We start from the raw sequence: 26,030 nt of genomic DNA, 5'->3' as shown, positions 1-26,030 counted from the left end.
TCCGAATTCAAATCGCGAGATTGGCTTCGGCGTCGACGCTCAACGCGTCGCGCTCGCCGCGCAGCAGCCGGTAGCTGCCCGCGAGCGCGATCATCGCCGCATTGTCCGTGCAGTATTTGAGCGCCGGTGCGACCAGCCGGCGCCCGTCCGCGGCTGCTGCCTCGGCGAGCTTATCGCGCAATCTTGAATTCGCCGCGACTCCTCCCGTCAGCGCGATCGTCTCCGCGCCCAGTTCGCGCGCCGCCGCGATCGTCGGCTTCACCAGCATCTCGACGACGGCCTCCTGGAAGCTCGCCGCGAGATCCTCGGGCCGCTCCGCGCGGCCGTTCTCACTGGCGAGAATCGTCGCGACCGCCGTCTTCACGCCGCTAAAACTGAAATCCATCGGCGCGCCTTTCACGTGCGCGCGCGGGATTCGCACGCGCTTGCGATTCCCGCGCCGCGACATCTCGTCGATCGCGCTGCCGCCCGGGTAGCCCAACCCCATCAGTTTCGCGACTTTGTCGAACGCTTCGCCGGCGGCGTCGTCGCGCGTGCGCCCGATTCGCCGGTAGCGCCCGAAATCCTCGACCGCGAACAGAGCCGTGTGGCCGCCCGACACGACCAGCGCGAGGTACGGCATCGCGATTCGATTCTCGAGCAGAGGAGCCAGCAGATGCCCTTCGATATGATTCACGCCGACCATCGCGACGCCGCTCGCCTGCGCGAGACCCTTGGCGAACATCAGGCCGACCAGCAATGAGCCGACCAATCCCGGTCCGCGCGTAACGGCGATGCCCTCGATATCTGCAAGCCGGCATTCTGCCGCGCTCAGCGCGCGCTCGATCACCGGCTCGATCGTCACGACGTGATTGCGCGATGCGAGTTCCGGCACGATGCCGCCGTAAGCGCGATGGATATCGTCCTGGTTCGCGACGGTGCTCGAACGAATCTCGGCGATGCCCGGTGTGCTCGTATCGAGCACCGCTGCGGCCGCGTCGTCGCATGAAGATTCAATTCCGAGTATCAGCATCGCAAGTTCGATCAGGATGACACAAAAATCGGGCGACGCAAAAAAGTGAGCAGGCGGGCTTTTGTGTTGCGATCGCAGAACCCTCACCTACCGGCCGCGACGCGGCCGGACCGCCTCTCCCGTGAAAACAACGGGCGAGGTAAGAATCCGGACCACTTCCGCCCCGACCCAGTTCCAACAGGGACGAAGTCCCGCATCTTCTCTTAACACTGGGTGCAGGGGTCACCCCTGCCCAAGGAAGTGTGAAACCCACGGTGGGTCACGTTAAATTAGTCGCTTTCGTTCAATCCGACGGCGGCGGTGCCGATTTCGGCGGCGGTGGGGCGGGCGCTTCGTCGGGCGGCGGGGGAACGTTGGGCTCCGCAGGCGCGGGCTGATCGAGATCTCCGGCGGGCGCGGGCGCGGATGCGGCCGCCGGCATAAAGGCGGACAGCCGCGTCACGCCTACGCGCGCCGTCAGGTTTCCCGGACTCGCGGCCAACGCTTTCTGATAGGCGGCGGCGGCCTCGGCGGACTTACCCGCCTGCTCGAGACAGACTCCTTCAAACGCGTAGGTCTCGCCGAGCCAGGCGGAATTGGACGCGAGCCCGATTTCCGCGCGCTTGAAAAACGTCTGCGCCTGCCCGTAGTCCCTGCGCGCGACGTACGCGCGGCCCAGGTAAAAGTAGGCGTACGAGTTGCTCGGATCGATCGAGATCGCGTGCGCCAGTTCGCGAATCGCGTCGTCAGTATGCCCACGATCGAGCTCGACGCGCTGCTGCTCGGTGATTCTCAAAGACGCGGCCCGCGCGGGAGTCGGCGCGGTATCGATCAGTGGCGCGAGCGACGAGTCGCTGATTTTCGGCGTTGTCGCGATCGAGCCGACGTCGATCGCCGGCGCGATTTCCTCGGGCGTTGATGCCGCCGCCGGCGCGGCAGGAGTTGAATTTGCCGCTGGCTCCTCGCGCTCGGCGGGCGGCGACTGTCCAGCAGGAACGGCCTGCCAATCTTCGGGACCGGAGTTCGTGTCGGGATTCGTGTCGTCGGCCGGGGACGGTGACGCGGCGGGACTCGCAGAACTCGCCGGCGCCGCGAGATCCTGCGCCGGGATCGATTCTTCCTGCAGCTTCGCCAGGAGTATTGGATCGCGATTCGATCCATCCGACGCGGTCGCGGGAATCGGCAGCATCGACAGAAATATTGCGAGAGCGAATGGGCGGAGTCGCATCATCGCGGACTAGTCATTGGGATCGGCTACGGGATTCGGCTCCTCGGGAATCTTGTGGTCCACCGCGGTCAACGACGTCGGTGACGTATGATACGGGCAGTCCTGAGTTGGCGCCATCCCTTCGGGATACACGCCCATCATCGTCATCGGACAATAGGGCGTCGCTTTGTAGCCGGTCGTCGGATCGACTTTCACCTCGACGATTCCGGGCGGAGGGGTGAAATCGAGCGGCGGGCGCGACGCGGTCGCCGCTTTCATAAAAGCGGTCCACGCCGGCAGTGAAGCTTGCGCGCCGGTCAGTCCCAGCTCTTCTTTCTGATCGAAACCCGTCCACACCACCGCGAGCAGATTCGGCGTAAAGCCCGCGAACCATGCATCCTTCGCGTCGTTGGTCGTGCCGGTCTTGCCGGCGGCCGGCCGCGTGAAACCCAGCGTGCGCGCGCCCGCGCCGGTGCCATGATTGATCACGTTTTCGAGCATGAACTGCATCATGTACGCGAGCTCGGGCGAGATTACCTGCTCGGCGGCGAGTTCGTGACCCTCGATCACCTTGTTGTTTTCATCGACGACGGAAGTAACGGCGTACGGCTGGATTTCCATGCCGTCGTTGGCAATCACGGCGTATGCGCGCGCGACCTGCATCGGCGAGACTTCGATTCCGCCGAGCACGATCGACGGGTAGGCCGGCAAATCGCCAAAGCCGAGCTTCGACGCCATCGCGCGGATTCGATCGAGGCCGACGCTGTTCGCGAGCCGCGCCGTCGCGGAGTTGAGCGACTCCCCGAGCGCGAACTCGAGCGTGACGTGGCCGAAGAAGCGATCGCGATAGTTATTCGGGGTCCAGCTCATGTCGCCGTACTGCCAGGTGAAAGGCGCATCCTCGATATAGGTAGTCGGCAAGAACTTTTCGGCGCCGCCCGACAGAGTCTCGTCGAAGGCCGCCAGGTATGTCACCGGCTTGAACACCGAACCGGGCTGACGTTTGGACTGAGTAACGCGATTGAACTGGCTCGAGCGGTAGTCGCGCCCGCCGGCCATCGCGCGAATCCTGCCGCTCTGCGGCTCGAGCGCGACGAGGCACGACTCGAGGCGATCCTTGGTCTCGCGGCGCACCAGCTTGGGATGTTTCGCTTCGAGGTCCGCGAGATTGTGATCGATCGATGCCTCGGCCAGCTTTTCCATGTGTACGTCGAGGGAGGTGAAGATGCGCAAACCCTCTCCGCTCAGCACTTGCGGCGGATAGCGCTCGGCCAGTTCCTTCTTGACGAAATCGACGAAGTAGGGCGCGTCGTTGCCCTCGGCATAGACTTCCCGCGCGCGCAGCGGTTCGCTGACGGCGGCGTCATAGGCGCTCTTGTCGATGTACCCGTCCTCGAGCATCGCGGTCAGAACTTCGTCGCGTCGGGGACGCGCGGCGTCGGGATGATGCAGCGGATTGAGCCGGTTGGGCGAACTAATCAAACCGGCGATAGTAGCCATTTCGCCAATAGTCAGATCGCGTGGCTCTTTCGAGAAGTAGTACTCACTCGCCTCCCAGACGCCGTATATGCCTTCCTGTCCGCGCTGGCCCAAATAGATATCGTTAATGTAGTTCTCGAGGATTTCGTCTTTCGAATAATCGCGCTCTGCGATGTACGCCATCGTCGCTTCCTTGAGCTTGCGCTTGTAGCTGCGCTCGCGCGTCAGGAAAAAGTTCTTCATCAATTGCTGCGTGAGAGTCGAGCCGCCCTGGCGCACGTGCCCCGAGGTGAAATCTATGTACGCCGCCTTGATGGTGCGGACGATGTCGACGCCGTGATGCTCGTAGAATCGATGGTCCTCGGCGGCCAGGATCGCGTTGATCATAGTCGGCGGAATCTGGCCCAGGCGCACGAGCCGGCGCTGCTCCCATTCGCCCTCGAAGATGCCGCTGATTAGTTCGGGTTCCAGCTCAATCGAGAAGATCGGTTTGTGCGTTATCGGGTCGGCCATCGAGTCGATCGTATCGCCCTTGAGATTGAGCTCGACGAATTCCCCGCCGAAGTTGCCGTACGGATACGCGAAGCTATGCAGAAAGATGTCGAGCTTGCCGCGCTTCCTATCGAAGCTGTACTCGCCGCGGCTGGCGACCTTGCCCGCGTCGACGGGATGGTAATTCAGGCGCGCGAGACGCTCGAAGAAACCGAGGTCCTTCAGATCCTGACCGGGATAGATGAGCACCGAGTCGGAGTAAATTCGCGACGGGATGTTCCATCGCTTGCCCGAGAATCGCGCGACGACTTCATTTTCGAGCTGATGGTAGTAGCTGAAGAACAGCCACAACGCCGGCGGCACGGCGAACAAGATGATCGCACCCACGCCGATCAGCGCGAATTTCAGAAGTCGTTTGGGGGACATCGGGAATACGTCCCCGGCTCAGGCCTCCGGTTTCACGGGCACGTAGATCGTGTTGTCGCCGCGCTTGATGAGCAGCAGGACGCTCTTGCCCTTCGCGCTCGTCTTAACCGCATTCTGGTACGAGTCAACGTTGCTGACGGCCTTGCGATTGACCTCGATGATCACGTCGCGCGCGCGCAGGCCCGCTTCGTCGGCCTTGCTGCCCGGTTGCACCGACGAGATCACGACGCCGCCGGGCGTATCGAGGCCGAGTTCCTTGGCGAGGTCCGGGCTCAGGTCCTTCACGTGCAGCCCGAAGGGTGAGACGGCGCCGAGATCGGGCTTCTCCGTTTTTTCTTCGGCCGCCACGATTTCGGGCTCGCGCGACTGCGTGATCGTGACCGGCAGATCGAGCGTCTGCTTGTCGCGAATCACCTTGAGGTCACCTTTGTGGCCAAGGTCGGTGCGGCCGACCAGCAGCGGCAATTCGCGTGAGTCGTTAACCGGTTGATTGTCGAATGCGACGATCACGTCGCCGCGCTTGACGCCGGCCGCCTTGGCCGGCCCGTTGTCGAGCACCTTGGCTACCAGCGCGCCGCGTGAATCCGCAAGCCCCAGCGACTCGGCAAGCTCAGGCGTCACCTTCTGGATGTACACGCCGAGCCATCCGCGCACGACTTTGCCCGAGCTTTTCAGTTGCGGCAGCTCTTCCTTGACCAGGTCGATCGGAACCGCGAAACCGATTCCCATGCTGGCGCCGGTGTGCGTGTAGATCGCGCAATTGACTCCAATGACGTTGCCGCGCAAATCGATCAGCGGTCCGCCCGAGTTGCCCGGATTTATCGACGCGTCGGTCTGGATGAAATCCTCGTAGTTGCCGGGGATGAAGCGTCCCTTGGCGCTGACGATTCCGGCCGTCACCGAATGATCGAAGCCGAACGGATTGCCGATCGCCATCACCCACTCGCCGACCTTCAAGTCACCCGAGTCGCCAAGCGGCGCGACGGCAAGATCGTGCTTCACGTCGATCTTCAGCAGCGCGATGTCGCTCTTCTCGTCATGCCCGACAATCTTCGCGGTGTAGTTGTGGCCGTCCTGCAAAGTTACCGTGACGGTCCCCGGACTCTCGACGACGTGCTCGTTGGTCAGGATGTAGCCGTCCCTGGTGATGATGAAGCCGGAGCCGAGCGCCTTGGAATGCTGCTGCGGGCCGCCGAACTCCTCGAACGGACCGTGCGAGTGCGGCTCGAGCGGGCCACCATGCGGAGAATCTTCGGGCGACTGCTGCCCGCCTTCGAGCGGTTCGTCGGGCTCGTCAGTCGAGATGTTCACGACGGCGGGGCTGAGCTTGGCCGCGAGATCGACGAAGTCCGGCATCGTCTGCGCCTTCGGTGCATGCGCGGGATCGGCCAGCTCGGTCCAGAAGTGTGCGGGCGCAGGCGGCGTGGAATCCGCCGCGCGAACCTCGCGGCCTAGCGCAATCAAAATGAATGTCGCCACAAAGAGCGCGACGCCCGAACCGGCGATAGGTCGAAACAACTTATTCGTCATGTGTGATTTAAGCGAAGACGGCCGCTCAACGGCCCGGCGGTCTCGCCAATTCAACGTACTTCATTTGCAGACCGGAAAGAATCTCTTTGAGCATCGCTTGCTCGTTGGCGTCGAGATTCCCCCGCGTCTTGTCACGCAACATTATGATTATGTCGATCATCTGCTGAGCCATCGTCAGGTCGCGCATTACCTTGCCGCTCACCGGGTCAGGCACTTCGCCCAGCGCCGCCAGCGCCTGCTCCGACAGGCTGAATAGAAACGCGGCGAAGGTTAGCTCGGGCGGTGGCTCGCTCGATTGATTGCTGGCCGCGGGCTGCGCTGCGCCTGCTTGCTGCGCGGCCGCGGCCGGTTTGGATTTTATCTCGAGTGGCTCGCTGCTCTCAGAGGGCGCATCGCCGCCTTCCTTGGCTTCGCCCTCGGCGGAGAAACGCCGGCGGTCCTGGACCTTGAAGCCGCGCTTGTCGTCAGATTCTTCCATCGTTCGTAACGTCACCCTTGCGCAATCTGCCCGGCTTGCATCTGCTCGAGCCTATGGATTCGCTCCTCGATCGGCGGATGCGTCGAGAACAGCCGCGAGATCCCCGCCGCGCTCAGCGGATTCACGATGAACAAGTGAGCCGTCGCCGGGCTCGCGCCCAGCGGCATGCGCTCGTTGGCGGCCTCGAGCTTGCGCAGCGCGCTGGCCAGGTACAGCGGATTGTGCGTGAGCGCGGCGCCGCTGGCATCGGCCTCGTACTCGCGCGTGCGCGAAATCGCAAGCTGGATCAGCGTCGCCGCGATCGGCGCGAGAATGCCCGCAATCAACAATCCCGCGATGCCGTGATCCTCTTCGTCGCGACTGCAAAGTCCGAAAATAGCGCCCCATCGAATCATGTTGCCTATCATCATCACGGCGCCCGCCAGCGTCGCCGCGATCGAGCTGGTTAAAATGTCGTGATTGGTCACGTGCGAGAGTTCATGGCCGATGACACCTTTCAACTCCTCGCGCGTGCAGATACGCATGATGCCGCGCGTCACCGCGACGGCGGCATGATGAACGTTGCGGCCGGTCGCAAAGGCGTTGGGCGTGTCGGAATCGATCAGGTACAGGCGCGGCATCGGGATTCCCGCCGAATGCGCCAGCTCGTTGACGATCGAGTAGAGCTCCGGCGCCGAACCGGCGTCGAGTTCCTGCGCCCCATAAGCGCGCAGCACGATCTTGTCGGAGAACCAGTAGCTGAAGAAGTTCATCACCGCGGCGATGAAGAAAAAGATCACGACGCCGTGGCGGCCTCCGACCAGCCCGCCGATCAGCATCAACAGCCCCGTCATTAGCCCGAGCAGCAGAGTCGTCTTGAAGAAGCTCATAGCCCTCTTGGTGCGCGACCTACGTGTGATGTCCGATGATGCATACGCTATCAGTGTATTATTTTTGAGGCGCGTCCACAAATTTTGCCAAAGCGCCTGCGATTTCCTCGCCCTCGATAGAATCGATTGGATCGCGCCGCAGAACTGCGATTCGCCCACCCCCCAGCGGACGCCATCGCACCGGATCTGTCGGGCCGAATAGAACGACGCCGGACGCGCCGACGGCGGCCGCCAGATGCGACACGCCCGAGTCGTTGCCGACGAACGCCGAAGCGAGCCGCGCAATCGCCGCGACCGTCGGCAAGTCCAGGTTCTTCAGGACGTGGAGGCCGGCGTCGCGGAAGATCGGTTCGATTGGCGCTTCAGGGGGTCCGAGAACGACCACGCACGAATGCCTTTCGTCGTTCTGACCAGCCTCTTTGTCATCCAGAGCGGAGTCTGCGGAGCGAAGAATCCCGGATCTTTTCGTCAGCGTTGTCGCCAACGCCGCGAACTTGTCCGCCGGCCAATTCTTGGCGGGACTTCCGCTGCCGGGAAAAATTACGATGAGATTCGATTTCGATTCCGGCATCACCTGCGCGGCTGCCGCGAGGTCATCGCGCGTCGGTTCGAGGCGCGCATCAACTGGCGCAGCGTCGGCGTCAATCGCGCGCAAGTAGGCCTCCGACACGTGGCCGTCGCCGCCGGGGCGGAACGGATGAAACGAGACGACGGCATCGGTCGCCGCCGCCAATCGTGCGCGAAACCGCGAGTCGTCCGACGCGAAGAACGAGTACATACGATCGAACTCGCCGAAAAAACGGCGCCCCTTTTCCTCCTCTTCATCGCTGAACAACCCGCCGACCTCGCGAGCATCGATCGAATGCGCGCGCGCGACGACGGTTCTTCCCGCCACAAGCCGCGCAAGCTCGAGTCGCGCCATCAACTCGACCGACGCGCCCGGATGCCGCCGCGCGATGGCCGCCAGCGCCGGCATCAGGCACATCAGGTCGCCAAGCGCGCCCGGAAAAATAACCAGCACGCGTCGGATCGAACGGTTGGGAGTCACCGCCGACACTCTACCATGTGAAACCCACCGTGGGTTTGCAGGGGGTGACCCCTGCACCCAGTATTCAAGAGATCGGCATTTTACGGAGGACGGGATCTTTCCTTGTGTCATTCAGAGCGCAGCGAAGAATCCCGGACCCGGATTGCGCAATTGGTGCCGATTTTCTGAGAAGTGGTCAGAAATGGCGCTGCTCAAGGTTTCTTATAAAAACGTTTCACGTGAAACGTCGCTTGGCGGAAAGGAACCGAAACACGGATCGCAGGAACCGACGGCTTAGGCTCCCACCCCTTCTCCCTGCAAGGGAGAGGATGAAGGTGAGGGTCCTGCGCGCAAATGGCAGTCAAATTTTGGAAAAGTGGTCAGAAAAGGCGCTGTTCTGTTGGGGTTTTCAGTAAAAACGTTTCACGTGAAACGTCGGTTAGTTCAGGAGAATAGCACGACGAGTTCTGAAGATTGCGCGGGTCTGAAAGTGTGTGGGGTCAGACATCAAGAGCTGCAATCTCAGCCAATAGCCACTCCTGCAGCCGCAACAAGCAAAAGTGAAACTGCTTCGACAAATCTCGATATTGAAGCATAGGGACGTACTTGTCCGGTTCAATGGAGTGTATCTCACCTATCAATAGCTCGTATTGCCTTGGATGATCGCTGATCTTTTCCACGTCACACCAAAGGGCCGAACCATGAGCACTGAGATCCCGAATCGTTCCAAGTCTTTCGATCCAAGAAGGATCGAGCCTGCCCTCCACGAGGACAGTCTTCAGATGATCCTCATTTGAATTTTTCTGAAGGATCAAGCGGTTGAACTTGACGAAGAACCTTTTGGTCAGTTCGTAAGCGGATTGTAGATGATACAAGTATGACTCTATGTTGGCCGACACTAGAAGCCCCAGGAAATCATTGCGAAGTATCAGCGCCCGCGGATAGTCGACGATGCATCTGTCAATCTCCGCCGTCCTAGTTTCAAATTCTTTACTCAGATCGGCGATAGCCTGATCAACCACATAGACGACGGCGGACACCTTCGACAACTTTGCTTCGAGGCTGAGCGCAATCGGGAAAAACTCCTTTCTCCAGTATCGTTCATATCGCCCCTTCAGGTCGGGGTTGACCACCTTGTTGAGCCGCCCCACGAGTAGCAATGCCCAGTTGCTTCGAGCACTGAAGCTGATATGGAAAATCCGCCGTTCCATAAGCTCAAACTCAATCTGATTCTCTCACGCGCATGCAGTAAGGGTAGTCAGCACCCCGCGGATCTTACATTCTGAGCCCTATTCAGACGAGCTGGTCCCTCACCCGACGCTCGGAGACGAGCGTCGGCCGCTCCCGATGCAGGGCGAGGCGAAGATGGAGCCGGGATTCTTCGCTTCGCTCTGAATGACACGAGGACAAAAAGGTGGGGCGCGAGGAATGCGGAGGCGGAATCATGAATCGCGCGCGCGATAGCGCGCTGGACAATTACCCTCACCTCCATCCCCTCCCTTACGAGGGGACAGAAATCGGGCACTGGTTCGAATTTCAGGGATGAACTTTTCAGCCTTACGCCCACGGACTTTGCGTGCTACCCGTACGCTATGCGACAAGATGCCCCATACTCGCCTGCCTCGAACCGAATCGGGCGACCCCCCTTGCGCGAAAAACAATTTTTGACGGAACGAAACTACACCTAGGAGGCGGCCATCCCAAAACCACCACAGGTAGTATGAATTACTCTTTTCACTTCTTTTCGATCAGTCAGAATCTTGCCCCTCGCACACTGGATAGCCCGCACGTCGCCGGTTGGCTCTCCCCATTCTCAACATTCGCAACGGGTGAAATTTCTGGATAGAATCGCGGGCATGCCTGTCAGTGTTGCTAAATCACCGCTTGAGTTGATTGGGAATACGCCTGTGGTGCGGCTTAATCGCATTCCGGGGAAAGACGATGCCGAAATTTGGGCGAAGCTCGAGAATTTTAATCCGGGCGGGAGTGTCAAAGATCGGATTTGCCTGGCGATGATCGAAGCCGCCGAGAAGTCCGGGCGGCTCAAGCCTGGCGATACTATCGTCGAGCCGACCTCGGGCAATACCGGGATTGGGCTGGCGCTGGTTGCGGCGGTGAAGGGCTACAAGCTCATCCTGACGATGCCCGATACGATGAGCGAGGAGCGGCGCTCGCTGCTCGTTGCCTACGGCGCGAAGCTGGTGCTGACGCCGGATACGCGCGGGATGCATGGCGCGATCGCGAAGGCCGAGGAGCTGTGCCGCGAGAATCCCGGCTACTTCATGCCGCAGCAATTCAGCAACACCGCCAACCCCGACATCCATTATCGCTGCACCGGGCCCGAGTTGCTCCAACAGTTCGCGCGCATCGACGCGTTTGTCGCGGGTGTCGGCACGGGAGGCACGATCACGGGCGCGGGCCACTACCTGCGCGAGCATCTCAACAAAAGAGCGCTAATCGTCGCCGTCGAGCCGAAGAACTCGCAGGTGCTGTCGGGCGGCGAGCCGGGCTTTCACAAGATCCAGGGAATCGGCGCCGGTTTCGTGCCGAGCAATCTTGACACCAAGGTTTACGACGAGGTAATCGCCGTCAGCGACGAGGACGCGATCCTGTTCTCGCGCCGCCTCGCACGCGAAGAGGGCCTCCTGGTCGGAATCTCGTCCGGCGCAAATTGCTACGCAGCGTTGCAGATAGCCAAGAGGCTCGGCAAGGGTAATATCGTGGTGGTGGTCTTCTGCGACACCGGCGAGCGCTATTTGACGACTGATCTTTTCCAGGCCGAGGGCATATAGTCGGCGGCTTCTTCGATGGACACTATTCTCGACACCAAGCTGGAAAAGATGCGCGCGGTATTTGCGCCGATGCGCAGTCTTATCGTGGCGTTTTCGGGCGGCGTCGATTCAACTTTCGTGCTGAAAGTCGCGCATGACACGATCGGCGACTCCGTGCTCGCGCTGACGACGACTTCGCCGACGATGCCCGACGAGGATCGCGAGTCGGCGCTCGCGATGGCGCGGCTGATCGGCGCGCGGCACCTGATCGTCGAATCCAACGAGCTCGAGATCCCCGGCTACGCGGCGAATCCGCTCAACCGATGCTACCTGTGCAAGCACAACCTGTTCACGGTTTGCGAGGCGAAGGGCGCCGAGCTTGGCATCGACGAGATTGTCGATGGGCTTAACCTCGACGATCTGCACGACTATCGCCCCGGGATGCAGGCGGCGAGCGAGAAGCGTGTGCGCCATCCGCTGGTAGAAGCCGAAATGACCAAGGCTGACGTGCGAGAGCTGTCGCGCGCAATGGCCTTGCCGACCTGGGATCGTCCCGCGTCGCCGTGCCTGTCGTCGCGCTTTCCGTACGGCACAGAGATAACATCCGAGGGTTTGATGAAGGTCGCGGCGGGTGAGAAGCTGCTTCATTCGATGGGCTTCGCAATCGCGCGCGTGCGGTACCATGGCGACGTCGCGCGGCTGGAGCTCGAGCAGAGCGAGATCGCGCGCATCTTCGAGCCCGCGACTCGCGAAACCGTCGAGCGCGAGTTCAAAAAGATCGGGTTTCGATTCGTCGCGATCGATCTAAAGGGCTTTCGATCCGGATCGCTCAACGAAGGCGTGATTGCGAACGCAGTAAAGCCGGCGAATCCGGTTCGCCCGCCGCGCATTCAAGTCTGACCGTATGGCCGGCAGCCCAAACGTCGATTCGGCGCGGGCGGGTGGAGTTCGTTCCTCCGCCGCATCGGGCAGGCCCCCCGAACCCTTTGGCGGCCTGCCGGTTGCAGCCCTCGCCGCCGCGGCCACGGCGCTTCTTTATACAATTTCGGGCGCGGACCCGCGGCTGTATCCATGCGCGCTGTTGGCGCCGCTGCCGATTCTCGCAGTAGCCCCCGAAATAAGGACCGAAGCGGCGGCGGAGTTCGCATTCGCGGCATTTCTCGTCGGCAATCTCGTTGCATGGGGTGGCGAGAGTTTCGCGGTGCCGCTGGCGACGATGCTCGCGTCGCACGTGGCGGGCGCACTCGTTTTCGCGACCTTCGTTGCGTGCGCGGCAGAGGCGACGCGGCGATGGTCAGGGGTGCTTGCCGCGCTGGTTTTTCCGACCTTTGAAGTCGCCTTCTATTACACGCTCTCGCTGGAGTCTCCCCACGGCACTTGGGGCAGCCCCGCTTACTCGCAAGTCGATTTCCTCCCGCTGCTGCAGACTGCGTCGTGGCTCGGCATGTGCGGCGTGATGTTCATCATGTCGCTGCTGCCGTCGGGGCTGGCGGTCGCATGGTATCGGCGCCGATGGAACATGGACTGGACGCGCCCCATGATTCTCGCGCTGGGCGTTTTCGCGTCAGCGGTTTTGCTGGGATGGTTCCGTCTGATTCTTACTCCAACTACGCCCTCGGTGCGGGTCGCAATGACTGCGAGCAAGGGACTGATACCGGAATCCGAGTCCACCGATCCAACCGACGCCGCGGATATCCTGGCGCAGTACGCGCAAATGGTGCGCCAGGTCGCAGTCAAAGGGACGCAGGTCGTCGTCCTGCCTGAGAAGATCATTGGAGTGGCGCCGAGCTACGAATGGGACGTTGTGCTGGGACTCGGGCGAATCGCGAGCATGTCGCACGTGTGGCTGGTGGCCGGGCTGAACCAGATCGGGCGCACGCCAAAAAGAAATATCGCCGTAGTGTTCGGTCCCGACGGCAAGATCGCGGCGTCCTACGCCAAGCATCATCTGGTGCCGAGTCTCGAAGAGGACTACAGGGCGGGCTCGAAGCCGGCGATCTTCGACGCGCCATGGGGACGCAGCGCGGTGCTGATTTCGCAGGACCTGGATTTTCCGGATACCGCGCGCGAACTCGCGGCGCATGACGTGCGCGTCGTGATGGCGCCGGCGTCGGATTGGACCGGCTCCGAGCTGATTCATCAGCGGATGGCGGTCGTGCGCGGCGTTGAATTCGGCTTCTCGCTTGCGCGCGCGGCGCGTGGCGGCGTGGTCTCGGCCAACGATTCCCGCGGCCGGCAAATCGCGGCCCGCGAGCCCGGACACGGCGAAGACACGATCGCGACCGCCGACCTGCCGCTCGGCACCGGTCGCACACTCTACTCGCGCACCGACGACTGGTTCGGCCGCTTTTGCCAGATGTTCACGATCCTGCTGATGCTGCGGCTGGCCGTGAGTATCTTGTCCGCCGTGCGAACGCGGCAGCTCGGCGCCGCCAAGCGGATAAAGCCGGCCGGCGTCGTATCGGTTGACGTGGTCAGACCGGAGCAGCAGATCCCTCAAGAGGAGGCGGAGGAGGAAAGAATCTACCGCGCCCCCACCCGCCCGCCCACCTAGCGTCTGCCTAGGTTCGCGCGGCGGATCCCAGACTCTCCCGGTCAGCGGACCTTTGCATAACCTCGGCGGACGGTTCAGGGCAGAAGCAGAATCTTGAATCGCGCGCGAAAAATGCGCGCTGGACAAGGACCCTCACCTTCATCCTCTCCCTAACAGGGAGAGGGGAAGAAAGGTTCAGCGGGTTATGCAAAGCTCTCCTGTCAGGGAGAAGCCAGGATTACTCAATTGTTCGCGCGGCGATGATTGCCTCGACGATCGCCAAGTCGGACGGCGTCGTGATCTTTATGTTCGCGGTCGAGCCTTCGACGACTTCGACGCGAACTTTTGTGCGTTCGACCAAATCGGCATCGTCGGTCGCGACGATTCCCTCGATTGCTGCGCGGCGATGCGCCGCGACCAGCAGCTCGCGGCGAAATGCCTGCGGAGTTTGCGCCTGCCACAGTCCGGCCCGGGCGACGGTCGCCGCGATCGCGCTGTCCGCGACGCGTTTCAGAGTGTCGGCCACCGGTATCGCCGCGATCGCGCCGCCGGCGCGCGCCGCCGCCGCAAGGCACGCCTCGAAAATCGCCGGCGTCGCCAGCGGGCGCGCCGCATCGTGTACGAGCACCAGCTCGCTCTCTGAACTGGTAAGCTCGAGCGCGATTCGCACCGAGTCCTGACGCTCGATACCGCCCGCCGTAATCTTGACCGGCACACCAAGCCCGGCGGCCGCGACTTCGGCGCGCGCCGCGTTCTCGAATCCCTGGGGCACTGCGATCACAACTTCGTCTATTGAATGGAGTTGCGAACTGACTAGTGCGATGGCGCTAATCGAATACGAGAGCATCGTGCGGCCGCCGAGCTTGACGAACGCCTTGGGCACGCCCGACCCAAGCCGCACGCCGCTACCCGCCGCGACGATGATCGCCGCAGCTTTCAATGCGGCGCCGTCAGCATCGAAATCATTTCGAGCGGGAGTATTAGCTTTCGCTGGTTCGCCATGGCCGCGAGATTCGCACACCGAATCCGCAAAAGGAAAGGCCGGGAGAATTTCCCGGCCTTACGCACATCATTGAATCGCTCACGCGGCGAATTGCCCGCGCGGCTAATTCGCGAAGATCGTCTTCAGCTCTTCCATGATTTTTTCTTCGGGATGCGCCTTGGCGATCGACAATTCCTTGACGAGCAAGGAGCGCGCCGTGTCGAGCATCTTGCGCTCGCCGAACGACAATTCCTTGTCACTCTTGAGCACCAGCAGGTCGCGGAGCACCTTGGCGATTTCCAACGGAGAACCAGTCTTAATCTTTTCCGTGTATTCGCGATAGCGGCGGTTCCACGTCTGCGTATCGACCTCGACCTTGCGCTGACGCAGGATACGGTAGATCTTTTCCACCATATCTTTTCCGATCACGCGCCGCAGCCCGACGGACTCGACGTTCTCGGTCGGAATCATGATGGTCATCTTCTCGGTGCCGAGAATCCGGAGCATGTAAAAGCGTCGCTCGGTCCCGGAGATAACTCGCATCTGGATGTCTTCGATGACGGCCACCCCATGGGCGGGGTAAACCACCTTTTCACCTTTCTTGAACGGCAAATTCATCGCGGTAATGGCACTCAATGGCAGGCTCTGGATTTCGGACATGGGTTGATGACCGCGCAGTTCATGGGTTCATCACCGATCCGATCAGCCTGGAATGTAGAATCATTATGGCACAAAATCAGCAGATTTGTAACCCCAGTCTCAAAAAGAAACTAGGTTATGAGATGATAGAACAATGTTCGGAATTAGTTGACAAAAAGATCAGTCGAACCGCAGTTCCATGATGATCGCGTCTTCGCCCGGGCCGTAGTAATGCCGTCTCAAACGCCGTTCTTCAAAGTCGAATTTGCGATAAAGCTGCCTGGCAGCCAGGTTTGAACGGCGAACTTCCAGCGTAACCACGTTCGCTCCGGTTGATTTTGCCTCGTTTATTGCTTCGGCCAGCAACACAGTGCCGATTCCGAGCCGGCGCGAATCCGGATGCACGGCGATATTGAGGATGTGGCACTCATCGGCAATCAGCCATCGGCAAAGAAAGCCGGCGATCTGCCCGCTCGGGGCCGGCAGCGCAACCATGATGCGCGAGAATGGCAGGGTCAGTTCACGTTGAAAAGACGCGAGCGTCCACGGGGCGGGGAAGGCGAGCTGCTCGATCTCGATGATGCGCGGCAGGTCGCGTTCCGTGGCGTTCCGAATATGGATCGCCATCTCAACCAAACTCAACTTCACCGTCGGCGTCGCGGTGGTCGCCGGTTAAGCTCGCGAAAATTCTTCAGGCGGCGTGCTGAAACTGGGCCGCCTCCGCCTTGAGAACTATTACCTCGAGCACCTTCTCGCGCATCCGATGCTTGAACGCGCCAACCGGCTTGCCGAACTCGATTCGCGTCGTGAAATCGGCCGGGAATGACGACGACACGTACGACAGCCGGCGGATCGTCTCGCCGCGGACACTCGCGCTCACCGTGATCACGTTGTCGCCGAGCATGATGCTGTGATCGTAGTCGGGCATCTCGTCGGGGAGATTCCACAACCGCTTGAGCGACGACGGCGGCAGCTTGCGCGGCATCTCGAGCCGCACCAGGTACGCGTTGGCATACTCGGCGACGGTGTACACAGTGCCGTAGCGGCGATCGCGTTCGGTCTTGTCCTCATGCATCGTGCCTTCGAAACCGTCGAAGGCCACCTTGCGCTCCGTTTTCCTGCCCGCTCCACCAGCACGCGCGAGAATCGATCCCAGCGGCGCGAGCGCGAGCCCGTACCAGCATCCGCGATACGTCAGCTCATGCGCCGGCTTGGCGTGAATCACGCCCTCGCGCAAGCGCCACGCGGCCTCGCCCGCGGCAATTAATAGGCCGAGCATGATCCATCCGCCGGTGTGCTGCGAAAACAACCCGTCGCCGAGCACCGCAACCGAGAACGCCGTAAGAAGAGCGGGATAGAGAATCAGATTCAGAATCATATTGAGCGCGGTCGAGCGGACTCGCGAGAATCCTCCCGTGGTGCCGACCGCTTGCTCGAGTTGCGCCTTGACGCCGTCGGGCATCGCACCGAGCACCGGCTCGGCAAGCCGAAACGCAATCTGCACCGGCACCGGCGCCGTACTCACCGGTGACGCGTCAACCGAAGCGAGCACCGCGTCGAAATCAGTGTCGAGCTCGCCGGGAAAATGTTTTTCGCCAACCGGGCCGGGCAACGCACCGATGTCTTTCGGCAGATGCATCATGGCTAGTCCCGCTGCAGCCACCGGCGTGGCCGCGGCTGGAGCCACCGCGACGGGCTTGGGAGCCGGCGCCGGCGCTGGCTTGGGAGCGACTGCGACCGAGGCGCCATTGGCTGCCGCTTCCGCGCCGCCCGCTGCCGGTGCTGCTGCACCGCCCGCGCCAGTGGCGACGCCTTCTTTGCGGAAGCGCGACGGCGCGTCGTCAGGGAATGTCGTCTCGGGATGTAACTCGCGGGCGCGCGCGAGCAGCACGCCTTCGCTCTCGAGATTGGCTGGGTCGGGGATGCAACAATCTACCGGGCATACCGCGGCGCACGCTTCATGGTCGTGGAAGCCGACGCATTCCGTACACTTCGACGGCACGATGTAGTAGATGTCCTGCGCGATCGCTGGACTCGTGACGCCGTTGAGCTCCCACGGCACTCCGCCCGCGTAAATCGCCGTGTTCGGACACTCCGGCTCGCACGCTCCGCAGTTGATACATTCGCTCGTGATCGTCGTCGCCATCTCGTAACCAGACCTCAGTTAATTGATGTAGGAAAACCGTACTAGGAAAGCCCGCTACAGCACACATCACCGATTGTGACGATAACTGCTGAAAGTTTTGTCTGTCAATCACGCTCAATTCAATTCAGCTAATATAGTGTAGCGCGACGCGATGTTCCGAACGGAACCAGCTCACGGTTCTATCACCTTGCGTTCGCAAACGGGTTTTGCAACTATTGGCGAGATTACTCGTCCAGCCATCACTGTTGAATCTCTACTGACAGTGTACGGGGACTGGCTACTGACTTGAACTACTGGAGGAAAGCTCGGATGAAGACAATCCTAAAGGTACTTGGTGTTGTGGCCGTGACCGCGCTCGTAACCGCGTGCGGCCCTGATATGAAGACGATCCAAAACGCCACCGATCGCGCGCAGGCGGATGCGACCAAGGCGGAAGCCTCGGCCAACGCGGCGGAAGCTTCGGCCAATCAGGCTGCGACTGCGGCTCAGCAGTCCGATGCGGCGGCCAGCGAGGCCGAGGATGCGGTTCGTCGGGCGAACGACGCAGTGTCGCGCCTCGAAGCAGCGTTCTCGACGTCGGTCACGAAGTAGTCGCCCAGCCTCGGTTACAGAACCAGCCATTTGAAGCGGTGGCGAAGGGAGCAATCTCCATTCGCCACCGCTTAGTCTTGTCCGCTTCTTTGTAATCCCGAGCGAAGCCTGGGGACTCCTTCCGGGCGAGGGAACCAGAGACTAGTCGTCCGACGATTCTTTGTCGTTGGGATTCGCCGTGTGCCTGAGCGCCTTGCGAACCCGCTCGCGCAGCGTGTCGTCGTTCTCGATTTTGTTCTCGAGCGCCCTGAATTGAGCGACTGTCAGACCTTGCTTCGATGCGGCCTGCTCGACGGTCAGGCTGTGATCTTTCTGCATCGCTTCGTAGACGCTGATGTACTTGTCGACTTGGCTGGTCGGGACATCTTTGTCGTCTTCGTCGCTTTCGGCGGAGGGCGCCGGGGCCGTCGCGGGCTCCGCGGCGAGTTGAAGTGCATGCTGTTGCGGTTTGAAATCGAGCTGGCGCGAGCCGCCGACTGACCCTGCCGGCGCCGGCCACGTGCGCGCGGCCGGCGCCGCGCCGATTGCTCCACAAACTATTGCTATCGCCGCGATCGCCGCGCTCGTGCGCATGCCCGGGTAAGGCTTGTTAATTTGGTACACGTTGAATAGCCTCCGCCGGAAATCCATCCGGCCTGCGACGTTCATCCTTGCACGCCCGGCTAATTTCATAAAGGTACGTATTCCGGATTTCCGTCTTCAATTACGATCGGAGGCCGTCCGCGCACATTTCATAGTTCAACGAATCATTGCTGCCGATGCTGGGACTAGCGGCTCATGCGGAACGTGGGGACAACGCAGCGCGCGCGGCCGCATTAAAGGCGTCGAAGTTTTTCTGTGCCGCCGGCTGTTCAAAAGGCTTACAGACGGGAAGGTGATTTCTCCGCATTGGACGCATCCGAAGTGCCCGCGCTACTGGCATTACGACATGCTCGGCGGACTTGTCGCGATGGCGGAAATGGAGCTGATCGAGGACTTACGCTGCGCCGACGCGCTCGATCTACTCGAGCGCAAGGAGCTGCCGATGCGGTGTCATCGAACCATCGTCCTATTGCATCGCGCGGCGCGATGTTTAAATTCATAGCAGTCCTGCAAGCCGCCGATGTGCTGGCCTGCCGGGCTTAATCCACGACGAGATAGTCACGACGGAGATTTATCCACATGCCAGCCAAAACGGTTGAGCTGCACGAGAGGGCGCGAGTCGGAATTGTGAAGGGCGCGACGCTGGTGATGGAAGCCGCGCGCGTAACTCTGGGGCCCAAGGGCCGCAACGTGATGATCCAGCGGAGCTTCGGATCGCCGACCGTGACCAAGGACGGCGTGACCGTGGTCAAGGAAATCGAACTCGAGAATCGCTTCGAGAACATGGGCGCGAAGCTGATTCGCGAGGTCGCGCAGAAGACCTCCGACATCGCCGGCGACGGCACCACGACCGCAACGGTGCTCGCGGGCGCAATAGTGCGCGAGGGGATCAAGCTGCTCGCCGCGGGATTCCCCGCGATGGAACTGCGGCGCGGAATCGAGGCCGCGGTGGTCAAGGCGGTGGCGACTATCAAGGAGATGTCGCGGCCGGTGAAGGAGCGCGAGCGCCTCGAGCAGGTCGCGACCGTCTCGGCCAACGGCGACAAGCCGATTGGCAAAATTGTTGCCGACGCGATGGACAAGGTCGGCAAGGAAGGCGTGATCACGGTCGAAGAGGCGCGCGGGCTGGAGACGGTGCTCGACCTGGTCGAAGGGATGCGCTTCGATCGCGGCTACCTGTCGCCGTACTTCGTCACCAACGCCGACAAGCTGACGGTCGAGCTCGACGAGCCGCTGATCCTGTTCCACGAAAAGAAACTTTCGAACCTTCGCGAAATCCTGCCGCTGCTCGAAAGCGTCGTGCAGACCGGCCGCCAGCTCCTGATAATCGCCGAGGACGTCGAGAGCGAGGCGCTGGCCGCGCTGGTGGTCAACAAGCTCCGCGGCACGATCAAGGTCGCGGCGGTCAAGGCGCCGGGCTTCGGCGATCGACGCAAAGAAATGCTGCAGGACATGGCGATCCTCACCGGCGGCACTCTGATCGCCGAGGAACTCGGCGCCAAGATCGAGAACATCGAGATCGCCTCGCTCGGCAAGTGCAAGCGAGTTCTGATCGACAAGGATAATACGACCATAATTGGCGGCGCCGGCAAGAAGTCCGAGATCCATGGGCGAATCGAATTGATCCGGCGCCAGATCGAAGAGACCACCTCCGACTACGACCGCGAGAAGCTGCAGGAGCGGCTGGCCAAGCTCACCGGCGGCGTCGCCGTGATCAAGGTGGGCGCGGCGACCGAAGTCGAGCTGAAGGAAAAAAAGGCGCGCGTCGATGACGCGGTCCACGCACTGCGCGCCGCGGTCGAGGAAGGAATCGTGCCGGGCGGCGGAGTCGCGCTGGTGCGCGCAATCGCGGCGGTCAATTCGCTCAGACTCGACGAAGACAAAAAGGCCGGCGCGGGAATCGTCGCGGCGGCGATGTCGGAGCCGCTCAAGCAGATCGCGCGCAACGCCGGTCATGAGCCGGAAATCGTTCTGAACGCCGTGCTCGAAGGCAAAGGTGATTTCGGTTTCAACGCCGCCACCGAGGTTTACGAGGACCTCGTCAAGGCGGGCGTGATCGATCCCGCCAAGGTCGTGCGCTCCGCGCTTGAGAACGCGGCGAGTGCCGCCTCTATGATGCTGACGACCGAGGCCGCCGTAGCCGAAGCGCCGAAGAGGCCTGCGCCGATGCCGGCGATGCCCAGCGGTGGAATGGGCGGCGGCATGGGCGGAATGGGTGGTGGCATGGGCGGCATGGGCGGAATGGACGACTACGGCGACGATTTCTAGTCGCTAGCCCGATTGGTGATCATCGAGCAGTTTGAAATGGTTCCGGCGAGGACGAAAAGCGCAATTTAGCGGGAACCAGAAGCATGCGCCTCGAATAGTCGTTTTCGCGCACGAGCAATAGTTACATCGTAAGCAGTTATGAGTAGCTACACACGACCCTACCGAGCACGAGAAGATTGGCAATGAGGCCGAATATTCCGCTGTGAGTCGGCGTAAATGAAATCGGCATCACTGGTTCAATTGTGAGATTAAATTGCACCTTCATAGCACGCCATCGCGACCTGCTGTATATAAATAGCCAGTCGGGTCAATGGTACATGAAGTAGCAATTCACACGACTGAGGCTTGCATAGGGTCGGGAGTTTGTGAGACAAATTGGGAGTCTTAATGCAGGAGCCCGTGAACGAGACTTAGCAACACTCCTGCGCATTCCTTAGGAGGAAGAAATGGAAGGGTTAATGAGAAAATCTTCAAAACTGGTCGGTCTTGCCGGGGCTGTGTTGGCCCTTTCGTTGCTCGCGGGATGTTCGTCGAACGAGCCGGATCCAGCACAGCGCGCCGTCAACGCGGCGAACCAGGCTGATCAAGCGGCGGCGCGCGCGGATGCGGCGGCCCAGAAATCAGCGGCATCGGCGGCGCAGGCCCAGGCGGCAGCGAGCCGCGTAGAGCAGGCGGCCAGCGATGCGAAGGCGGCTGCGGACCGCGCAGAGGCGATCGCGTCGAAGACGATGTCGGGCGTCGCGCGTCATCATACGATGATGCATCACCGGCACCATGCGGCAGCGGCAGCACCGTCCGATGCGGGCGCGGCTCCAGCACCGGCGGAAGGTGGCGCAGCGGCACCTGCACCGGCTCCTGCGACTCCGTAATTTCGCTCAGACTTGATAGTCACGAGGGCGGTTGCTTCGGCGGCCGCCCTCGTTTGTCTATTTGTTGACCGCCGGACTGAGTATTCAGTTCCGGCTTTTGGATTTTCTGACTAGCGACCGCGCCGTCACACCGCTCCGCTCGGAGTTGTGTAGCAATTCAGCTCGCGAACGTTACGATTACTTTCAGCGACTCGGGCTTTTGCGCGGTCGCGAATGCCTCGGTGATCCGTGCGAGCGGGAACCGATGCGTCACCAGCTCCATCGCGTTAATCACGCCGCGCTCGACCAATGCGAACGCCTCGCGCGTTTCGTTGGGTCCGCATGAATAGCTCGGGACAAGCCGGGTTTCGTTGAAGTAGAGGTCGTGCGGCTTGACGAGGAGTTCGTCGTCGGGCGGGGTCGCCGTGAACTGAACGACAGTCGCGCCCTTGCCGGCGGAGGCGATGCCCGCGGTGATTGCCTTCGAAGTGCCGGGGCCGACGATCACAACATCGGCCATCGCGCCGTTGGTGATTTCGCGCACCTGCTCGACGAGGTTGTCGCCTTCGACGACGATTGCGCGATCCGCGCCTAGTTCGAGCGCGCGGCTCGCCCGCGAATGGAACAGGTCGGCGCCGATGATCGTGCCGGCGCCGAGATGCCGCGCGAGCTTCACGTGCATCATGCCCATGATGCCGAGGCCGATGATCAGAATCGACTCGCCGGTCTTGAGCCCTGAGCGCTTGAGCGACTTGACGACGCAGGCAGCCGGTTCGATCAGCACGCCGTCGGCGTCGGCAATCGAGTCGGGGAGCTGCAGCGTGTCGCGCTGATTCGCGGCGCTCACGAGGAAAAACTCCGCCATCCCGCCCGGCACGATGTTAGTCGCGCGCCACGTCGCGCACTGCACGTATTCGCCGCGCCGGCACGCCGCGCATTGAAAGCAGGGCGCATGATGGTGCACGAAAACGCGGTCGCCGGTTTTGAATCCGCGCACCGATGCGCCGGTCTGCTCGACGACTCCCACTGGTTCGTGGCCGAGCACCAGCGGCGCCTTGCGCTTGATGTACCAGGGCATGATGTCGCCGGAGCAGATGCCGCATGCGCTCGCGCGGACCAGGATGTCGCCGTCGCCGACCACGGGCCGGGCGCTTTCCTCAACGCGGATGTCGCCGAAATCGTAGAGCCGTGCTACCTGCATGAAGTTACCGCCATGTTAGAATCGCATCATGCCACGGCCGAAATGTCCGCCGATAGCTGCCGATATAATTGCCGAGATCGGGGACAAAGTCGTTCTGATCGAGCGCAAGAATTTTCCGTTGGGGTGGGCAATTCCCGGCGGCTTCGTCGATTTTGGCGAGACTGTCGAGCAGGCCGCCGTGCGCGAGGCGCGCGAGGAGATCTCGCTCGAGGTCGAGCTGCGCGCGCTGCTGGGTGTGTACTCGCGGCCCGATCGCGATCCGCGCGGCCAGACGATCACCGTGGTGTATGTTGCGCGCGCGTCGGGAACGCCGCGCGGCGCAGATGACGCGAAGAACGCCGCGCTGTGCGATCCGCGCAATCCACCGGCTCCGCTTGCGTTCGATCACGCGGAGATTCTCGCCGACTATGTGCACTGGCTCGAGACGGGTGAGTTTCCAGCTCCATGGCGCAAGCACTAAGGCTCTGACTGCACGCGCGCGCGGAAGATCAGCGCGGCGCTAAGGTACGCGGCTAGCAGCATTGGGAATCCCAAATGCGGCAGCGCTTTGATCAGGGCAGTTGCGATGCAGGCAGCGAGTATCGTGGCGCCGGCAATCAACGAAATCCGAGGGGCGGTTTCGCGGGGCTGGAATCCATCCCAGGCGGCGAGCGTCCCGAACAGATACGCGGGCAGCAGCAGCAGGGTCTCGGGAATCCACGCGAGTGGCGACATCAGAAGAGCAAGCGCGACCCATAGTCCGAATAGCAGACCGTCGAGATCGTCGCGGACGTGTCCCTTAATTGTAGCCGCCGTGGCGATTGCGAGCAGTGCGAGATCGATTAGCGCGGTGATCGCCACGACTGCGAAGAACGGCGCCGCGATGATCGTCGTGCCCGCCTGGTGCGCGACCGCTTTCCGCACAAAGGCCATCACAGTGAGTTCTGCATGCCCGACAATGTGATACGACACCGGCATTTCCTGTGTCACCAGCTCGATCCACCGGGCGGGATTAGTCAGCAGTACGCCCGCGACGAAGCATCCCACAGTCCATGCGAGCGCACGCCATCTGCGGCCAAACAAAAAATATCCCGCCGCTCCCGCGGGATAGAGTTTGAGCAACGCCGCGAGCGCGAGGCACAAGCCCGCGGCAGCCGGGTGCTCGCGGCGCGCGGAGAACCATGACGCGGCCAATAGCGCGAGCAGCATCGGAGTGACCTGCGCGGCGACCATCGCGTTGGCGAACTGTCGCGACAGGACCACCAGCGAAAGCACGATGACCGTCGGCGCGGTGCCCAGCGGAGGAGCGTTTGCGCGCGCCAGCATCAGCACGGCGGCGACGAGGCATAGAATCTGCGCTGCCTCCCAGAGCCAGAATGCGGTTTTCTGGTCGAGCCGGGCCAGCGGAGAAAATACCTCGACGAAGAATGGCGTGTAGTTGCAATAACGCTGACGTTCTAGGCCGGGGCGCAACTCGGTCTTGGTGGTCTGCACTATCCACGGGTCGCCGCCGGTCGAATAATCCGTCCACCAGCCGTAGAAGAAAATGAAATCGATGTCGTCGTAGCGGTGCTGGACCGCGCGCACGCGTTGGGCGAACGAAATTGCCGCGACGATTGCGAGGATCGCCGCCGCAGCCGTGGTAATCGGAAGCCGCCGGATAGAGGTGCGCGAACCCGCCTGGTCGGCCATCGCCGCTAGCGCTTGAGCTTCGCGACGGCGCGCTCGATGCGATCGAATGCCTCGTTCAGATTCTTCGTCGAAGTGGCGTACGAGAGCCTGACATGATCGGGCGCGCCGAAGTCGTTGCCGCCGACGAGAGAGACGTGCGCCTCGTCGAGCAGAAACGCGGCGAGCCCGTCACCGTCGGTGATTTTCTTGTCGCCAAAACGGCTGCCGAGCAACTCCGACACGTCTGGAAAAGCGTAAAACGCGCCCTGCGGAATGTTGGGCAGCTTGAAGCCCGCTATGCGCCGCACGCGTTCGACGACCAGCGCGTTGCGCTCGCGGAACGCCTCGAGCATCGGCTTGAGCGCGTCCTGCGGACCGGTCAGCGCCTCAATAGCGGCGGCTTGCGTGAGGGAATTGGGATTACCGCTGTTCTGGCTCTGCAAGCGGCCGGCAGCCGCGATCGCTTCCTTAGGACCGGCCGCAAATCCGATGCGCCATCCCGTCATCGCGTAGGTCTTCGACAGCGAGTTGAACACGATGCCGTGGGACTTGAGCCGCGGCTCGAGATGGAACAGGTGCGGCGCGAGCCCGTCGTAAACTATATGCTCGTAAACGTCGTCGGACATCACCCAGATGTCGGTATCGACCAGAACCCTCGCGATCGCAGTTAGCTGTTCGGGGCCGTACACGGCGCCGGTCGGATTCGACGGCGAGTTGAGCATGATGCCGCGCGTGCGCGGTGTGATCGCGCGGCGCAAAGCCTCGGGCTCGAGCATAAAGCCAGACGCTTCAGAGCACGGCACGAACTTCGGCTCGGCGCCCGACAGCGAAACCATCGCGGCGAAACTTACCCACGCCGGCGTCGGGATGATGACCTCGTCGCCTTCGTCGAACAGCGCGTTGATAACATTGGCCTCGGCCTGCTTGCATCCGGCAGACGCGATTATCTCGCTCGGCTCGTAGTCGAGGTTGTTGTCGCGCTTGAGCTTCAGCTTGATCGCATTTTTGAGCGCCGCGGTTCCGCCGACCGCCGTGTACTTGGTCTGTCCCGCGGCGAGCGCTTTATCGGCGGCGCGCTTGATGTGCTCGGGCGTGTCGAAATCGGGCTCGCCGGCGGCCAACGAGATGACGTCGATTCCCGCGAGCTTCATTTCGGTAGCGCGGGCGTCGGCAGCAAGTGTGGCTGACGGTTTGATAGCGGCGATTCTGCGATTGAGCTTCAGCATTTTCTAAATCCGGATGCCAAAATGTTGCATGCGCGGCATTCGTCCGCTGCGGCGAGCACAGATTGTATCTGTCCCGGCGTTTTGAAAGAACCGC

The 26,030-nt window shown here is 61.8% G+C and carries 23 protein-coding genes and 1 pseudogene; 8 read left to right on the top strand and 16 right to left on the bottom strand.

What is annotated here, in order from left to right; all coding sequences use genetic code 11:
• Positions 1 to 7: 7 nt before the first annotated feature.
• The 8 genes from tsaD to VJX68_RS04610 all read right to left on the bottom strand — a co-directional run bounded on the left by tsaD (position 8) and on the right by VJX68_RS04610 (position 9,710).
• Complete coding sequence (gene tsaD / locus VJX68_RS04645) at positions 8 to 1,012, bottom strand: tRNA (adenosine(37)-N6)-threonylcarbamoyltransferase complex transferase subunit TsaD (protein WP_324094491.1); 1,005 nt, start codon at positions 1,010 to 1,012, stop codon at positions 8 to 10.
• Between the two features lie 283 nt (positions 1,013 to 1,295).
• The gene (locus VJX68_RS04640; RefSeq protein WP_324094490.1) at positions 1,296 to 2,222 is read right to left on the bottom strand and encodes a tetratricopeptide repeat protein; all 927 of its coding nucleotides are present in this window, start codon (positions 2,220 to 2,222) and stop codon (positions 1,296 to 1,298) included.
• Between the two features lie 6 nt (positions 2,223 to 2,228).
• Positions 2,229 to 4,595, bottom strand: a complete 2,367-nt coding sequence (locus tag VJX68_RS04635) for a penicillin-binding protein 1A (protein ID WP_324094489.1) — start codon at positions 4,593 to 4,595, stop codon at positions 2,229 to 2,231.
• 18 nt (positions 4,596 to 4,613) lie between these two features.
• Complete coding sequence (locus VJX68_RS04630) at positions 4,614 to 6,125, bottom strand: DegQ family serine endoprotease (RefSeq protein ID WP_324094488.1); 1,512 nt, start codon at positions 6,123 to 6,125, stop codon at positions 4,614 to 4,616.
• Positions 6,126 to 6,150: 25 nt separating this feature from the next.
• Positions 6,151 to 6,603 carry a DUF1844 domain-containing protein gene (locus tag VJX68_RS04625; RefSeq protein ID WP_324094487.1) on the bottom strand — a complete coding sequence of 151 codons (453 nt, stop codon included), beginning with the start codon at positions 6,601 to 6,603 and terminating at the stop codon, positions 6,151 to 6,153.
• 11 nt (positions 6,604 to 6,614) lie between these two features.
• Entirely contained in the window at positions 6,615 to 7,472 is an 858-nt protein-coding gene (gene htpX / locus VJX68_RS04620) for a zinc metalloprotease HtpX (protein ID WP_324094486.1), read from the bottom strand.
• 58 nt (positions 7,473 to 7,530) lie between these two features.
• Entirely contained in the window at positions 7,531 to 8,520 is a 990-nt protein-coding gene (locus VJX68_RS04615; protein WP_324094485.1) for a glycosyltransferase family 9 protein, read from the bottom strand.
• Between the two features lie 479 nt (positions 8,521 to 8,999).
• On the bottom strand, positions 9,000 to 9,710 hold the full coding sequence (locus tag VJX68_RS04610; protein WP_324094484.1) for a hypothetical protein: 711 nt from the start codon (positions 9,708 to 9,710) through the stop codon (positions 9,000 to 9,002).
• Between the two features lie 645 nt (positions 9,711 to 10,355).
• On the opposite strand from VJX68_RS04610, the gene cysK reads away from it, so the two are divergent.
• The 3 genes from cysK to VJX68_RS04595 are packed head-to-tail and all read left to right on the top strand — an operon-like array spanning position 10,356 to position 13,824.
• Complete coding sequence (gene cysK / locus VJX68_RS04605) at positions 10,356 to 11,291, top strand: cysteine synthase A (protein WP_324094483.1); 936 nt, start codon at positions 10,356 to 10,358, stop codon at positions 11,289 to 11,291.
• A 15-nt stretch (positions 11,292 to 11,306) separates the two neighbouring features.
• Positions 11,307 to 12,170, top strand: coding sequence for an ATP-dependent sacrificial sulfur transferase LarE (gene larE / locus VJX68_RS04600; RefSeq protein WP_324094482.1), 864 nt, complete (start codon positions 11,307 to 11,309; stop codon positions 12,168 to 12,170).
• A 4-nt stretch (positions 12,171 to 12,174) separates the two neighbouring features.
• Positions 12,175 to 13,824 (top strand): nitrilase-related carbon-nitrogen hydrolase, encoded by a 1,650-nt coding sequence (locus VJX68_RS04595; RefSeq protein ID WP_324094481.1) that lies wholly within the window; start codon positions 12,175 to 12,177, stop codon positions 13,822 to 13,824.
• A 217-nt stretch (positions 13,825 to 14,041) separates the two neighbouring features.
• Here the strand turns inward: VJX68_RS04595 and ispD are convergent, their stop codons facing one another.
• The 4 genes and pseudogenes from ispD to VJX68_RS19075 all read right to left on the bottom strand — a co-directional run.
• The gene (ispD, locus tag VJX68_RS04590; RefSeq protein ID WP_324094480.1) at positions 14,042 to 14,743 is read right to left on the bottom strand and encodes a 2-C-methyl-D-erythritol 4-phosphate cytidylyltransferase; all 702 of its coding nucleotides are present in this window, start codon (positions 14,741 to 14,743) and stop codon (positions 14,042 to 14,044) included.
• Positions 14,744 to 14,908: 165 nt separating this feature from the next.
• Entirely contained in the window at positions 14,909 to 15,403 is a 495-nt protein-coding gene (locus VJX68_RS04585; RefSeq protein ID WP_324094479.1) for a CarD family transcriptional regulator, read from the bottom strand.
• Between the two features lie 201 nt (positions 15,404 to 15,604).
• Positions 15,605 to 16,051, bottom strand: a complete 447-nt coding sequence (gene rimI / locus VJX68_RS04580; protein ID WP_324094478.1) for a ribosomal protein S18-alanine N-acetyltransferase — start codon at positions 16,049 to 16,051, stop codon at positions 15,605 to 15,607.
• 1,228 nt (positions 16,052 to 17,279) lie between these two features.
• Positions 17,280 to 17,570, bottom strand: a pseudogene (locus tag VJX68_RS19075) (YfhL family 4Fe-4S dicluster ferredoxin); the annotation flags it as partial.
• A 309-nt stretch (positions 17,571 to 17,879) separates the two neighbouring features.
• Here VJX68_RS19075 and VJX68_RS04570 point away from each other — a divergent pair.
• Positions 17,880 to 18,161 (top strand): hypothetical protein, encoded by a 282-nt coding sequence (locus VJX68_RS04570; RefSeq protein ID WP_324094476.1) that lies wholly within the window; start codon positions 17,880 to 17,882, stop codon positions 18,159 to 18,161.
• A gap of 141 nt (positions 18,162 to 18,302) precedes the next feature.
• Here the strand turns inward: VJX68_RS04570 and VJX68_RS04565 are convergent, their stop codons facing one another.
• Positions 18,303 to 18,764, bottom strand: a complete 462-nt coding sequence (locus tag VJX68_RS04565; RefSeq protein ID WP_324094475.1) for a hypothetical protein — start codon at positions 18,762 to 18,764, stop codon at positions 18,303 to 18,305.
• Between the two features lie 271 nt (positions 18,765 to 19,035).
• On the opposite strand from VJX68_RS04565, the gene VJX68_RS04560 reads away from it, so the two are divergent.
• From VJX68_RS04560 to VJX68_RS04550, 3 genes are all read left to right on the top strand, one after another.
• A complete protein-coding gene (locus tag VJX68_RS04560; RefSeq protein WP_324094474.1) occupies positions 19,036 to 19,245 on the top strand; it encodes a hypothetical protein in 210 nt (69 codons plus the stop codon).
• 77 nt (positions 19,246 to 19,322) lie between these two features.
• Positions 19,323 to 21,011 carry a chaperonin GroEL gene (gene groL / locus VJX68_RS04555; protein WP_324094473.1) on the top strand — a complete coding sequence of 563 codons (1,689 nt, stop codon included), beginning with the start codon at positions 19,323 to 19,325 and terminating at the stop codon, positions 21,009 to 21,011.
• Between the two features lie 458 nt (positions 21,012 to 21,469).
• Positions 21,470 to 21,880: a hypothetical protein gene (locus tag VJX68_RS04550; protein ID WP_324094472.1), complete on the top strand. Its 411-nt coding sequence runs from the start codon at positions 21,470 to 21,472 to the stop codon at positions 21,878 to 21,880.
• A gap of 157 nt (positions 21,881 to 22,037) precedes the next feature.
• On the opposite strand, the gene VJX68_RS04545 is transcribed toward VJX68_RS04550, so the two are convergent.
• Positions 22,038 to 23,060, bottom strand: coding sequence for an alcohol dehydrogenase catalytic domain-containing protein (locus tag VJX68_RS04545; protein ID WP_324094471.1), 1,023 nt, complete (start codon positions 23,058 to 23,060; stop codon positions 22,038 to 22,040).
• A gap of 28 nt (positions 23,061 to 23,088) precedes the next feature.
• Between VJX68_RS04545 and VJX68_RS04540 the strand changes: the two genes are divergently transcribed.
• A complete protein-coding gene (locus tag VJX68_RS04540; RefSeq protein WP_324094470.1) occupies positions 23,089 to 23,520 on the top strand; it encodes an NUDIX hydrolase in 432 nt (143 codons plus the stop codon).
• Here VJX68_RS04540 and VJX68_RS04535 read toward each other — a convergent pair.
• Positions 23,517 to 24,731: a glycosyltransferase family 87 protein gene (locus VJX68_RS04535; RefSeq protein WP_324094469.1), complete on the bottom strand. Its 1,215-nt coding sequence runs from the start codon at positions 24,729 to 24,731 to the stop codon at positions 23,517 to 23,519. The genes VJX68_RS04540 and VJX68_RS04535 overlap by 4 nt on opposite strands.
• A 5-nt stretch (positions 24,732 to 24,736) precedes the next feature.
• Positions 24,737 to 25,936: a pyridoxal phosphate-dependent aminotransferase gene (locus tag VJX68_RS04530; protein ID WP_324094468.1), complete on the bottom strand. Its 1,200-nt coding sequence runs from the start codon at positions 25,934 to 25,936 to the stop codon at positions 24,737 to 24,739.
• Positions 25,937 to 26,030 lie beyond the last annotated feature (94 nt).

Source organism: Binatus sp. (SeqCode) (assembly GCF_035272065.1).
Taxonomy (GTDB): Bacteria; Desulfobacterota; Binatia; order Binatales; family Binataceae; genus Binatus.
Note: the sequence above shows the minus strand (reverse complement) of the source record. Positions and strands in the feature narration are given on the sequence as shown.